This window comes from Tateyamaria omphalii (assembly GCF_019802125.1).
GTDB lineage: Bacteria > Pseudomonadota > Alphaproteobacteria > Rhodobacterales > Rhodobacteraceae > Tateyamaria > Tateyamaria omphalii_B.
Window position 1 is genome coordinate 1 of the sequence record NZ_JAHVHT010000008.1, and the last position, 13,781, is coordinate 13,781.

At 66.5% G+C, this 13,781-nt stretch carries 11 protein-coding genes; 7 read left to right on the forward strand and 4 right to left on the reverse strand.

The genetic code is table 11. The features are described 5' to 3' along the window. The 7 genes from KUV51_RS21100 to KUV51_RS21130 all read left to right on the forward strand — a co-directional run. On the forward strand, positions 1-537 hold a 537-nt coding region (locus KUV51_RS21100), incomplete at its 5' end, for a hypothetical protein (protein WP_410001090.1). 127 nt (positions 538-664) lie between these two features. Continuing rightward, positions 665-2,626, forward strand: a complete 1,962-nt coding sequence (gene gspD / locus KUV51_RS21105; RefSeq protein WP_222523441.1) for a type II secretion system secretin GspD — start codon at positions 665-667, stop codon at positions 2,624-2,626. Beyond that, positions 2,565-4,085 carry a GspE/PulE family protein gene (locus KUV51_RS21110; protein ID WP_222523442.1) on the forward strand — a complete coding sequence of 507 codons (1,521 nt, stop codon included), beginning with the start codon at positions 2,565-2,567 and terminating at the stop codon, positions 4,083-4,085. The genes gspD and KUV51_RS21110 overlap by 62 nt, the downstream gene beginning before the upstream one ends. Beyond that, the gene (locus KUV51_RS21115; RefSeq protein WP_222523443.1) at positions 4,082-5,311 is read left to right on the forward strand and encodes a type II secretion system F family protein; all 1,230 of its coding nucleotides are present in this window, start codon (positions 4,082-4,084) and stop codon (positions 5,309-5,311) included. The genes KUV51_RS21110 and KUV51_RS21115 overlap by 4 nt, the downstream gene beginning before the upstream one ends. Before the next feature lie 151 nt (positions 5,312-5,462). Further along, complete coding sequence (locus tag KUV51_RS21120; protein ID WP_222523444.1) at positions 5,463-6,884, forward strand: mannose-1-phosphate guanylyltransferase/mannose-6-phosphate isomerase; 1,422 nt, start codon at positions 5,463-5,465, stop codon at positions 6,882-6,884. Positions 6,885-6,985: 101 nt separating this feature from the next. Continuing rightward, positions 6,986-7,414, forward strand: coding sequence for a hypothetical protein (locus KUV51_RS21125; protein WP_222523445.1), 429 nt, complete (start codon positions 6,986-6,988; stop codon positions 7,412-7,414). 82 nt (positions 7,415-7,496) lie between these two features. Then, positions 7,497-10,073 (forward strand): choice-of-anchor L domain-containing protein, encoded by a 2,577-nt coding sequence (locus KUV51_RS21130; protein ID WP_222523446.1) that lies wholly within the window; start codon positions 7,497-7,499, stop codon positions 10,071-10,073. A gap of 51 nt (positions 10,074-10,124) precedes the next feature. Here KUV51_RS21130 and KUV51_RS21135 read toward each other — a convergent pair whose 3' ends face one another. From KUV51_RS21135 to rfbB, 4 genes are read right to left on the reverse strand one after another with little or no spacing between them, the layout of a single operon-like run. After that, positions 10,125-10,955: a sulfotransferase family protein gene (locus KUV51_RS21135; RefSeq protein ID WP_222523447.1), complete on the reverse strand. Its 831-nt coding sequence runs from the start codon at positions 10,953-10,955 to the stop codon at positions 10,125-10,127. Then, entirely contained in the window at positions 10,955-11,827 is an 873-nt protein-coding gene (gene rfbA / locus KUV51_RS21140; RefSeq protein ID WP_222523448.1) for a glucose-1-phosphate thymidylyltransferase RfbA, read from the reverse strand. The genes KUV51_RS21135 and rfbA overlap by 1 nt, the downstream gene beginning before the upstream one ends. Continuing rightward, positions 11,824-12,681, reverse strand: coding sequence for a dTDP-4-dehydrorhamnose reductase (rfbD, locus tag KUV51_RS21145; RefSeq protein WP_222523495.1), 858 nt, complete (start codon positions 12,679-12,681; stop codon positions 11,824-11,826). The genes rfbA and rfbD overlap by 4 nt, the downstream gene beginning before the upstream one ends. A gap of 54 nt (positions 12,682-12,735) precedes the next feature. Continuing rightward, positions 12,736-13,779 (reverse strand): dTDP-glucose 4,6-dehydratase, encoded by a 1,044-nt coding sequence (gene rfbB, locus KUV51_RS21150; RefSeq protein ID WP_222523449.1) that lies wholly within the window; start codon positions 13,777-13,779, stop codon positions 12,736-12,738. Positions 13,780-13,781 lie beyond the last annotated feature (2 nt).

Genomic DNA, 13,781 nt, shown 5'->3' on the forward strand with positions numbered 1-13,781 from the left:
ATTCCGTCCACAAGACCGGCCCATATGGGGCTCTCACCGTTGAAAATGCGCATCGTCTCCACAGTTCTGACCGCACTCATGCTGGGCGCCATCGTCCTGGCGGGGATGGAGCTGACCCAGGCGCTGGCTGCCACGACACCCGGCAACATCGAGACAGCCGAACCGCCTGCGCCGGTCGCGGCAGCGGTTCCACGCGCCAGCGCGGCACAGCCCGTGATCTGGCCCGCGCTCTTCGGCGAGCCGCAGCCGCCTGCGCCCCCCGCGCCGCCGCCCACCCCCGTGGTGGCCCCGGTGGCCGAGGAACCGCAGCCCCCGGCACCGCCCCGCCCGCCGCTGTCATCGCTGGGCTACACGCTCAAGGGCACCGTACGGGCAGGTGATGCGGTCTGGGGCCTCGTGTCCCACCCCACGGGCCAGATGATCCTGCGCAGGGGCGACATGCTGGCCGACGGCATGGTCATCGCACGCATCGACGGATCGGGCATCTGGGTCGACACCGGGGCGGAGGACCTGGAACTGATGGGCTACCCCGAGTGATCCTGCAGTGACTGCATAGTGAATCAACTGGGCCACACCCGTTCACAATCCGCTCCGATCGATCAAAGACACTGACGCCTCGCGAAAAATCGAGTAAACTGCCCAAAAAAACAGGGCAGAGCAGAACATGACCCCCTTTTCAACGCTGCGCGCGGCTCTTGTCGCGCTCTTGCTGGGTGCCGTGCAGGCATCGCTTCCGGCGTCCCCGGCCCAGGCGCAGGTGGCGCTGGATCTGCGCGACGCCGATCTGCGCAGCTTCGTGGAAATCGTGTCCGAGGCAACGGGCCGCAACTTCCTGCTGGACGAAGGGGTGCGGGGCACCGTCACCGTGCTTGCCCCCGAGGACCTGTCGCCTGCCGAGCTGTACGAGGTGTTCCTCAGCGTGCTGGAGCTGAACCGGCTGACGCTGATCTCGGGCACCGGGGCGGACCGCATCGTGCCGATGAACATCGCGCGCGAGCAGTCGGGCAACGTCCCACCGGGGGGCGTGGGCGATTTCCAGACCCGCGTGATCGAGATCCAGCACGTGCCGCTGACCGAGGTGGTCGAGGTGGTGCGCCCGCTCCTGCCGGCCGAGGCGATCCTCACGCCCGTGCCCCGCTCGAACCTCCTGATCCTGTCGGACCGGACCAAGAACCACGCCCGCATCGTGGACCTGATCGCGCGCATCGACGTGCCCGCCGCCCGGCCCATCGAGATGATCCGCCTGCGCAACGCCCAGGCCGCCGACGTGCTGGACGTGATCCAGTCCATGGGCATCGTGCCCGATGACGCCGCCGTATCGGTCGACCGCCGGTCCAACGCGATCCTGGTGTCGGGCAGCGACGATCTGCGCCAGCAGCTGCGCGTTCTGGCCGGACGGCTCGACACCCAGCGCAACAACATCTCGTCGCGCGCGATCGAGCTCAACTATGCCGACGCCACGGAACTGGCCGACGTGGTGCTGCGCGCCATCACCAACCAGACCGGGGACGAGGGCGCAGGCTCCACCCCGATCCGCATCGTGCCGGATGACAAGACCAACACGCTTCTGATCACCGCCCCCTCCGAACGGCTGGGCGACATTGCCGAGATGGTGCATTTCCTCGACCGCCGTCCGGCACAGGTGCTGGTCGAGGCGGTCATTTTCGAGATGTCCGTGGACGGGTTTTCGGACCTGTCAGCCCAGTTCGGTGCGATCCTGAACGATGCGATCATCGGCGGGGTCGAACTGGCGCTCGACGGGCGGCCCAGCCTGACAAACCTCGTGTCCTCGGTCCTCAATGACGACAACGGCATCGCCTCGCCCGGCAGCGGCGGCAGCATCGGCGTATCGGCCCGCAGTGGCGATGACGGGATCGTGGGCCTGATCTCGGCCATCACGCGCAGCAACTCGACCCGGCTCCTGTCGACCCCCTCGATCATGACGCTCAACAACGAAGAGGCCGAGATCGTGGTGGCCCAGAACGTGCCCTTTGTCACCGGGTCGTTCTCGACCGTGGGCGACGACGCGCTGCCCGACAACCCGTTCCAGACCATCGAACGGCAGGATGTGGGCCTGACGCTGACGGTCACGCCGCAGATCAATGCCGATGACACGGTCAAGATGTCCATCGAACAGGAAGTGTCGAACCTGACCAACGCCACCGCCTCGACCGGGGGCGAGATCACGGCGCGGCGCGCGCTGACCACCAATGTGCTGGTGCGCGACGGCAATGTGATCATGTTGGGCGGCCTGCTGGAAAACGGCTCGGGATCGGTCAGCCAGGCGGTGCCGGGGCTCAGCAAGCTGCCGCTCGTGGGCGGGCTCTTTCGGGGCAAGAACGCCACCAAGAACCAGCGCGTGCTCCTGATCATGTTGCGGCCCCGCGTGGTGCATTCCGAACGCGAGGCGCGGACCCTGACCCGGGAGCTGGCGCGCAAGGCCAAGTCGGCCAGCCTTGCCATCGCACCGGCGGACGACCAGACTTACCCGCGCACACCGCAGGTGGGCCTGCCCTTTGACGGGGCCGACCTGAACCAACCCTTTGACGCCGGATTCGTCGACGATGTCGCCCAGCAACGCAAGCTCCCCCCGCTCCCCAGCCGCCTCCGCTTCGGCAGCAACTAGGCTGGCGACCAGACTGCCCTTCGCCTTTGCCCGCGACCACCAGGTGCTGGCCGAGGACGGGCGGCTGATCCTGGGGCCCGGCTTTTCAGCGGCGGGCCTGCGCGAGGCGCAGCGACGGCTCGGGGCCCATGCGGCGCCTGCGGTCGAACGCGCCGACCAGACCACCTTCGACGCGGCCCTCGCGCGCATCTACCGCGACGGCACCGACACGGATGACAGCGGGGCAGGGGGCGTGACCTTCGATCTGGAAGAGGGCGGCATGGCCCCCGGCCAGCGCGACCTGCTCGAGGACGTGGACGAGGCCCCGGTGATCCAGCTTGTGAACCAGCTTCTGCGCCGCGCGGTGCAATCGGGCGCATCGGACCTGCATGTCGAGCCGTTCGAGGGCGGGCTGCGCGTGCGCCAGCGCATCGACGGGTTCCTGCAACCCGTCATGGTGCGCAACGACGTGCCGGTCAAACGGATCATCTCGCGGCTCAAGGTCATGGCGGCGCTCGACATCGCCGAAACACGGCTGCCACAGGACGGGCGCATCCCGCTGTCGATCGGCGGGCGCATGATCGACACACGGGTGTCGTCGCTGCCGGGCAATTACGGCGAACGGGTGGTCTTGCGGATCCTCGACCGCTCCGCCGGGGTGCGCCCGCTCGACCAGCTGGGCCTGTCACCGGATCAGATCGCGCTCTTGAACCGCATGTCGGCCATGCCCAACGGCATCATCCTCGCCACCGGCCCCACGGGGGCGGGCAAGACGACGACGCTCTATTCCCTGCTGCAACTGGCCAACCGCGACGAACGCAACATCGTCACGGTCGAGGACCCCATCGAATACGACCTGCCCGGCATCAGCCAAAGCCAGATCAACGCCGAGATCGGGATGACATTCGCCGCCGGGCTGCGGGCCACGCTGCGCCAGGACCCCGACGTGATCCTCGTGGGCGAGGTGCGGGATGGCGAAACCGCCAGCGTCGCGGCCCAGGCGGCCCTGACCGGGCACCTGGTGTTCTCGTCACTCCACGCCAACGGCTCGGTGGGCGCGGTGGTGCGGCTGCGCGATCTGGGCCTCGATGACTTCCTGATCGCCGCCACCCTGCGCGGGGTGATCGCGCAGCGGCTCTTGCGGCGGCTTTGTCCTGCCTGCCGCAGCGCCCGCGCGCCCGAAGCCGCCGACCGCGCGCTGTTCGACCGCCACGGCGTGCCGGTACCGGACCAGATCCATGACGCTGTGGGGTGCGAGACCTGCAACGGCGCGGGCTATGCGGGCCGCGTCGGCATCTTCGAGATGATCGAGATCGGTGAACGCCTGCGCACCGCCATCGACAATGGCGCGAACGAGACCGAGCTGGCCGCCATCGCCCTCGATGTGGGCGAGACCCTGATCGGGCAGGGCCTGCGCCAGGTGGCGGCGGGCGAGACGACGCTGGCCGAAACCCTCCGCGTGGTGGGGGACGTGGCGTGAACGCCTACGGCTACACCGCCTTTACCGAGGGCGGCAAGAAGCGCAGCGGCACCATCATTGCCGAGACCGAAACCCATGCCTCCGGCCAATTGCGGCAAAAGGGGCTGTTCGTCTCTGAACTCGTGCTGCAGGACCGCGCCCCGGCGGCGGGCAGCACGGGCCTGTGGCGGCGGCTGCGCCAGCGCAAGACGCGGCTGACGCCCGATTTGCAGGTGGTCTTCACCCGGCAGATGGCTGTGCTTCTGGCCGCCGAACTGCCCGCTGAAGCCGCCCTTGAAGCGGTGCGCGAAGGGGGCCACCCGGCTCTCGACGCGGTGGCCGCAGGCGCACGCGCGGCCCTGATGGACGGCGCACCTTTGTCCGAGGCGCTGTCGGACAGCGGCAGCGGCTTTGCGCCCTATTACATCGCCTCCGTCCGTGCAGGCGAAACCGCGGGCGATCTGGACGCGGTGTTTTCCGAACTGGCCGACCATCTCGAAACCCGCAGCACCAGCCGGGCCGAGATCGCCAGCGCGCTCATCTACCCGGCCTTCGTGGCCGCCGTGTCGTTCCTCGTTTGCGCCATCCTGATGGTCAGCGTCGCGCCCGAGATCGTGGCCATGTTCGAACTGTCAGGCCGCCCGCTGCCCGACATCACCCGGGTCGTGCTGGCGATCAGCGACTGGATCCGCGACAACGCGGTTCCCATCGGCGCGGTGCTGGCCGCCCTCGTGGCAGGCGGTGTGGTGACAGCCCTGGTGCCGCACCTGCGCCAGCGGCGCGACACGATGCTCTTGCGCCTGCCGATGGTGGGACGGCTCATGCGGGTCTCGGCGGCGGTACAATACCTGCGCACGCTGGCGCTGGTGCTGGGCAGCCGCCAATCGGTGCTGTCGGCCGCGGAAAACGCGGCACAGGTGCTCGACATCCCCATACTCCGCGCGCAGGCCGATGCGGTGGGGGCGGCGATCCGGCAGGGCGAAACCCTGTCCCGCGCGCTTGACCGGCTCTCGATCATCCCGCCCGTGGCGCGGCAATTGATCAGCGCGGGCGAAGCCTCGGTCCGGCTTGCGCGCATGACCGAACGGGCAGCGGTGCTGGTGGAAAACGGGCTCAACACGGAACGCAAGCGCATCGCGGCCCTGCTGGAGCCCCTGCTGATGATGGTGGTCGGCGGCTTTGTCCTCGTGATCGTGCTGGCGGTTCTGTTGCCGATCTTCGACCTGCAGGCGGTGGTCAGCCCGTGAGCATGGGCCAGGCTCTTCGCTAACAATTTACATAATACATATTAATCGGCTCGCGTGCGCATTCCACAGGGGGTGACCCCATCCCACGCCTTGCTATAGTGATCCGGCCGGACATTCCGCGGCGTGCGAGCAGACAGAGGCAGCCTGCCCCATGATACACCCCATCCTTCTGTGTGGCGGGTCCGGAACGCGGCTGTGGCCGCTGTCGCGCCGCTCTTACCCCAAGCAGTTCACCCGGCTCAGTGGCGATAACAGCCTGTTCCAGGACGCGGCCCGACGGCTGTCGGGGCCGGGCTTTGCGCCCCCCCTGGTGGTCACGGGCGAGGACTTCCGCTTCACCGTCACAGAACAGCTCGCACAGGTCGAACAGGTGGCCGGTGCCGTGCTGATCGAACCTGCCCCCCGCAACACCGCCGCCGCAGTGCTGGCCGCCGCCCTGTGGCTGGAGCGCACGGATCCCGAGGCCCTGATGCTGGTGGCCCCCTCCGACCACCTGATCGCGGATGCAGAGGCGTTTCGCACCGCCATCCACGCCGCCGCCCCCGCCGCACGGGACGGGCAGATCGTGACCTTCGGCATCACGCCGACGGGGCCAGAGACCGCCTATGGCTATCTCGAACTGCCCCCCGGCACGGACGCAGGCGCCGCCACGCCCCAACCGCTCACCCGCTTCGTGGAGAAACCGGATGCAGAGGCCGCCCGCACCATGGTCGAGGCCGGGTCGTTCCTGTGGAATGCGGGCCTGTTCCTGGCTTCCGTTGCGACCCTGCGCGCCGCCTATGCCGCCCATGCACCCGCGATGCTTGATGCAGTGAGCGCCGCGCTTGACGGGGCCACACCGGATCTGGGCTTTACCCGCATAGCGCCCGAACCCTGGGATGGGATCCAGGATATCTCGATCGACTACGCGATCATGGAACACAGCGCCAACCTGGTGGTGATGCCCTTTGCCGGGGACTGGTCTGACCTGGGCGACTGGGACGCGGTCTGGCGCAGCGCCGCGCCGGACGACCGGGGCAATGTGGCGGCGGGGCCGACCACGGCCATCGACTGCACCGACACGCTTCTGCGCAGCGAAAGCGATGGGGTCGAACTGGTGGGGCTGGGGCTGGCGGGCATCGTCGCCGTGGCGACGGACGATGCGGTGCTCGTGGCCGACCGGGCGCGGGCGCAGGACGTGCGCGCCGCCGTGGCCGAGCTCAAGGCCCGCGACATCCCCCAGGCCACCGAACAGCGCCGCACCCACCGCCCCTGGGGCTGGTACGAGGTGCTGGTCGCGGGCGACCGCTTCCAGGTCAAACGCATCCGCGTCCACCCCGGCGGCACGCTCAGCCTGCAAAGCCACCACCACCGCGCCGAACATTGGGTCGTGGTGCAAGGCACCGCCCGCGTCACGGTCGGGGACGACGTGCAACTGGTCAGCGAAAACCAGTCCATCTATGTGCCCGTGGGCGCCCGGCACCGGCTGGAAAACCCGGGCAAGCTGCCCATCACCCTGATCGAGGTCCAGACCGGCGCCTATCTGGGCGAGGACGACATCGTGCGCTACGAGGATATTTACGCCCGCAGCTGACACCATCCGGGTGCGTTTATTTCTGCACCCGATTTCCGAACCCTTGTGTTAAGGTTTGACCATACATTTTCGTATTTTGGTCGAATCGCGCGTTTTTTAAGATGTTCCTGCCCCTCTTTACGGCCCTTGCCGTGCTGGCCCCCACGATGTCTCCCGCAACCGATCCAGGCCCGGGTAGAACCCCAGCCTCCTCCTTTGCCGGACCGCAGGTGCGCGCCACGATGCTCGAGCCGGGACCACCCCCGCTTCTGGGCCTGCGCCTGCAGAACCCCACCCGCAACACGACATTCAACGGCATCTACCTGCGCGCCACCTGTACCGGTGCGGACGGGGCGCAGCGGCTTACGCTGCTGCTGAGCGCCCCTGGCACGGCCGAGGGCAACAGGGCCCGCCTGCCCTCGCCCCCCGATTACACCATGACGCTGGCCGCCCCCATGGCGCCCCGCTCCACCCTGAACATTTCCGTGCCGCTCGACCGGCACCCGACCCTGACCGATTGCACCAAGACCCATTTGCGCGGCGCCTGGTAGGCCGCACACCGCTTTTCAACACCAAACCCGGGGAACACACCCGGATCAAAAAACCAAAAACCATTTCAAGGAGGTACACCCCATGGCCCTTATTCCCGTTGATCTTCCCAGCCTGCCCGGGCTGATCGGATTGCCGTCAGACGCGACCGTGTCCGTCACCGGCTCGACCGACATGCTGGTGCTGTCCGACAGCTCGCTTGCCGGCTTCTCGACCGAGATTTCACCCGCCTATCTGGTGCTGTCGAGCGGCATCGCCGGCAACATCACCCAGCCCAACACGGCCGGCAACCAGGGCACCGATATCGGCACCTCCGGCGTGGCCGACGACACGGTCACCGTGTCCTTTTCCTTCACCGTGCCCGAAGGGTTCACCAGCTTTTCCTTCTCGTTCTCCTTCTTCTCGGAAGAATTCCCCGAATTCGTGGGCTCGCAGTTCAACGACTTCTTCTCGGTCACCGTGAACGGCACCGAGGTGGCGATTGACACCAATGGCAACCCGATCTCGGTCAACAACGACTTCTTCTCGGACACGCTGACGCCCGTGGGCACGTTCTTTGACGGCCAGACCCCGCCCCTGCAGATCACGACCGAGGTCGAGGCCGGATCGCAGGTCGAACTGGTGATGAGCATCGGCGACGTGGGCGACGGCATCTATGACAGTGCCGCCTTCATCGGCGACTTCACCCTGTCCACCCCGCAGATCGTGTTCCTGCAATTCGACGCAGGCTCGGTCAACATTCCCTATGTGATCGAAGACGAAGAGGGCAACCTCGTCTACAGCTTCTCGATCGACCTGCCCGGCTCGGGCCTGTCGGCTGCCGAGCGGCAACAGGTGCTGGATGCGGTCAACGCCATCTACGAAGACTTCAACATCGAGTTCGTGGGCGAGGAACCGGAAAGCGGCGACTTCTCGACCGTGCATGTGGGCGGCTCGGTCTCGGACCTGCCGGCGGATCTGGGCGCGCCTGCCAACCTCTTCGGGCTGGCCAGCCAGATCGACTACGGCAACACCGACCTCAATGACGACGCCTTCGTGCTGTCGGGCGAGATCGGCACCGATCCGGGCGACATCGCGCAGCTTGTGCAGGTGATCGCACACGAGGCCGGGCACCTGCTGGGACTGCGCCATGTGGATGACGAGGATGCGCTGATGTATCCCTTTGCCGATCCCGACGCGACCGGCATCGACGACGAAGACCAGCCCCTGGCCGAAATCGTCGACGGCGTGGTCACGCCGCTGGATCCGGGCGGCACCCAGAACAGTTTCGAGGAACTGGTGCGCAATGTGGGCCTCGACGGGGCCGCGCCACTGATCGAAAGCGAAAGCTTCTTCGATGCGTTCCTGAACTTCTTCAACTTCTCGGTGGCCCCGGAGGTGACGATCTACAATGCGGTAGCCGTCCTGTTCGTCCCGGACGAGGACGGGGGCAACCTGATCCTGTCCACCGTGCCCCTTGGCAACATCACCGACAGCGGCGCAGGCTTCGTGCTGCCGACGCTGGGCGGTGACCATGTGGCGATCTTCGGCGAAAGCGTGCCCGGCGGCGGCTATGACAGCGTCCTGTCCGATGGCACCGTCACCAATGTCGATTTCGAGGCCCTGGGCTTCCAGGGCATGCTGAGCCTGCTGGGCATCGACCTCGGGCTGATCGGCGACGGGTCGGGCGACAGCAATGGCGCCAACCTGACCTTCGGCACCGTGGACGAGGATGGCGACATCACCCCTGTCTCGGACGTCACCGCCACCGTCACCGACGCGACCGAGCTTGAAGCCACCGACGGGGCCGACAACCTCACCGGCACCTCGCTCGATGACAACATCCTGGGTCTGGGCGGCAATGACGACATCTTTGGCCTGGCGGGCAATGACACGCTTCTGGGCAATGACGGCATTGACGAGATCACCGCGGGCATCGGCGCCGACGTGGCCGATGGCGGCTCGGGCGACGACTCGATCCTGGGCAACAACGGCTTCGACACGCTGAACGGCGGGGCCGACAACGACACCATCAACGGCAATGCCGGGGCCGACGAGATCTCGGGCGGGTCGGGTGATGACTTCCTGATCGGCGGCATCAACTTCGACCTGATCATGGGCGACAGCGGCAACGACTCGCTCTTTGGTCAGGAAGGCCAGGACACGCTGGATGGCGGCACGGGCGACGATGACCTGAACGGCAACTTCGGCTCCGACACGCTGCTCGGCGGCGCGGGCGAAGACACCGCAAATGGCGGCGTCGGCTTCGACTTCATCGACGGTGGTGACGGCAATGACGATCTGAACGGCAACAACGGTGGCGACACCGTGCTGGGCGGCGACGGCAATGACGTCATCCGCGGCAATGCCGGGTCGGATCGTCTGGACGGTCAGAACGGCAATGACATCCTGGTGGGTGGCATCGGCGCCGACACCTTCATCATCAGCCCCGGCAATGACGTGATCCTCGACTTCCAGAACGACATCGACACGATCGAGATCTCGACCGTGTTCTTCGACGGCATCCCGACGGATCAGGAAATCATCGACGCCTTCGACGTGGTCAACGGCAACCTGGTGGCGGTGCTGGATGCGGAAAACTCGATCCGCATCAACAACATCACCGATGCGAGCCTGCTGCTCGACGATATCATCTTTGTCGGAGACGAGATCCCGCTCTGATCCGTCAGACAACTGCAAAGGAAAGGGGCGCCCATAACCGGCGCCCCTTTTTCATGTCAGCCCAGGCTCGCGATAGTGCGGGTCAAGCCAGTCCGACAGGTCCAGCCCGGTCAGCGTGGCGGTGGCGCGGATATCGTCGTGATAGCCCTGCGCCAGCCGCTCCAGCACCGCGCGCGGCGGCATCTCTTCGGCATCCCCCGAGGGCACGGGCACGATGCGCGCACCCTGCATCTCGGCGGGCATCGGGTGATCCGGCAGACCCAGAAAGTCAAAGGTGCGGGCCAGGGTGGCAGCCTCTCTGCAGGCCAGGTCCTCCATCCGCAGAAACAGCACCTGATCGCGGGGAAAGAGGTCCAGCATCCGGGTGATCTGCGGGGCGTAGAACCCCCGTTCCACGTAAGTGAACTTGCGCAGCGCCTCGACCGGTTTGACGGCTGGGCGCAGGGCGGCGCTGTCCGGGGCAATGGCCGCCTCGAAAGACAGCGGATCATGTCCGCGATAGCGCGACATCTTCCAGTGCGACACCGCCCGGTAGACCGGGTGGCGCAGCATCACGATCAGCCGGGCGGCGGGATTGTAGGCGGCCAGCCGCGCCATCGCGTCTGGCCAGAACATGTAGATCGGCGTCGCCTCACCCCAGAGCAGCGCAGGGTCCGCGCCCTCGAAATGGGTGTGCAGGGCGCTGTATTCGGGGCGCGTCCAGTCGGTGCGGTTCTTGTCGAAGAAATGCAGTTCCTTGCGGGCCGGGGCGGCGATGCCGGGGTGCAAGGTCAGCTTGGCAAACAGCGCCGTGGTGCCCGCCTTCTGGGCGCCCACCACGAAAAACCCGAGGCGCTTGTCGTCCTCCCGTTCTGACCCCTGCCCTGCCCCGCCGGGTGCCACTATTTCAGCAGGCTCAGCAGGTAGGCACCGTAATCGTTCTTGGCAAAGAGCTTGCCGCGCTCTTCCAGCCCGGCCCGGTCGATCCAGCCCTGGTCAAAGGCGATCTCGTCCGGGCTGCCCGTCTGCAGACCCTGGCGCGATTGCAGGGTCCGCACGAAATTGCCCGCATCCAGAAGGCTGGCATGGGTGCCGGTGTCGAACCAGGCATAGCCACGGCCCATCTGCTTCACCTTCAGCATCCCTTCGTGCAGGTAGCCTTCGAGCAGGGTGGTGATCTCCAGCTCGCCCCGATCCGACGGGGTCACCTTGCGGGCGCGATCAGGCGCATCGCCATCCAGGAAATAGAGCCCCGTGACCGCGTAGTTCGACGGCGGCACTTCAGGCTTTTCGATGATCTGGCGGGCGTTGCCCTCGGCATCGAAATCGACGACGCCATAGCGTTCGGGATCGGCCACCCGGTAGCCAAAGACGGTGCCACCGGTCTCTTGCGCGTCGGCCTCGGCCAGCAGTTCGGGCAACCCATGACCAAAGAAGATGTTGTCGCCCAGCACCATGGCCGACGGCGCGCCGGCGAGGAAATCCTCGGCCAGCAGATAGGCCTGCGCCAGCCCGTCGGGGCTGGGCTGCACGATATAGGTCAGCGACACGCCCCACTGGCTGCCATCGCCAAGCGCGCGCATGAACTGGTCCTGGTCCTGCGGCGTGGTGATCACCGCGATCTCGTTGATGCCCGCCAGCATCAGCACGCTGAGCGGATAGTAGATCATCGGCTTGTCATAGACCGGCAGAAGCTGTTTCGAGACCGAAACGGTGATCGGGTAGAGCCGCGTGCCGGAGCCGCCTGCGAGGATAATGCCCTTGCGCTGTGTCATGTGTTCAAATCCTTCAAAATATCCTTGAGGCTCGCGCGCCAGTCAGGGCGCGGGATACCGAATGCGGTGGTTGTGGCGCTGCAGTCCATGCGCGAATTCAGCGGCCGCGTGGCAGGCGTGGGATAGTCCGACGAGGGGATGTCGGTGACGTCACAGGTCAGGCCCGCTTGCGCAAAGATCTCGCGCGCGAAATCGGCCCAGCTTGTGTCGGGGCCGCCCGAGAAATGGTAGATGCCCGCCTTGGCCGGATCGGCTTTCAGCGCCTTGGCGATGGTCAGGCAGGCCTCGGCAATCTCGGCCGCACCGGTGGGTCCGCCGATCTGGTCGGCCACGATGGTCAGCGCATCACGTTCGGCCCCGAGCCGCAGCATCGTCTTGACGAAGTTGCCGCCGTGCGCCGACACGACCCAGGACGTGCGCAGGATGGCGGATGTGCCGCCTGCGGCCTGCACGGCCTGCTCGCCCGCGAGCTTCGTGCGCCCATAAGCGCCCTGTGGTCCCGTGGGATCGCTGGGTTGCCAGGGGTCGGTGCCGTCGCCCGAGAACACGTAGTCGGTCGAGATGGTGACGAAGGGGATGCCCAGATCGGCGCAGGCCCGCGCCATGGCGGCGGGGGCATCGGCGTTGATGGCGTGGGCGGTGGTCTCGTCCTCTTCGGCCTTGTCCACGGCGGTATAGGCGGCGGCGTTGATGACCGCGTCCGGCTTGTGATCCGCGATGACCTGCGCGCAGGCGGCGGGGTCGGTCAGGTCGGCGGCGGCGCGATCCAGTGCGGTGATCTGCACCCCCTGCCCGCTTCGTGCGCGCAGTTCGGTTGCCACCTGTCCGCTGTGTCCAAAGACCAGAATGTCCATCATCGTCCTTTCGCGTCTCTGTTCAAAACCTTTCGCATGCGAAAGGTTTGGGGATCAGCCGGTGCCCAGGCGCTGGCCGACGCCTTCGCGGTCCTGCAGGGCCCGCCACCAGCTTTCGTTGTCCAGATACCACTCCACGGTCAGGGCCAGCCCCTCTTCCACCGTGACGGACGGGCGCCAGCCCAGTTCGGTCTGCATCCGGGTCGGATCGATCGCATAGCGCGCATCGTGGCCGGGCCGGTCGGTGACAAAGGTGATCTGGTCGGCATAGGATTTACCATCGGCGCGCGGGCGCTTGTCATCAAGAATGGCGCAAAGCGTCTGCACCAGTTCGAGATTGGTGCGCTCGTTCTCGCCCCCGATATTGTAGCTGCGGCCAAGCTGCCCCTTTTGCAGCACGGTCAGAAGCGCGTCGGCGTGATCCTCGACATAGAGCCAATCGCGCACGTTGGAGCCGTCTCCGTAGATCGGCAGCGGCTGTCCGGCCAGCGCGTTGATGATGATCACCGGGATCAGCTTTTCGGGGAAGTGGAAGGGGCCGTAATTGTTCGAGCAGTTGGTCAGCACGATGGGCAGGCCATAGGTCTCACCCCAGGCGCGCACCAGGTGGTCGCTGGCGGCCTTGGAGGCCGAATAGGGGCTGCGCGGGTCATAAGGCGTGGATTCCGTGAACTGACCGGTCGCACCCAAGCTTCCGAATACCTCGTCCGTGGAAATGTGGTGGAAACGGAAGCCGTCGAACTTGTCTCGCCCTTGCCAGTAGCGGCGGGCCGCTTCGAGCAGGGTGTAGGTGCCGGTCACGTTGGTCTGCACGAATGCGCCCGGGCCGTCGATAGAGCGGTCCACGTGGCTTTCAGCCGCCAGGTGCATGACCGCATCAGGCTGGTGCGTGTCAAAGATGCGCACCATCGCATCCCAGTCGCAAATGTCGGCCTCTTCAAAGCTGTAGAGGTTGGACGAGGCGACCGATGCCACGTTGTCGAGGCAGGCCGCATAGGTCAGTGCATCAAGATTGACGACCTCGTGCCCCTGCCCCACGGCCTGTCGCACCACGGCCGAGCCGATAAAGCCCGCGCCCCCTGTGACCAGAAGTTTCATCG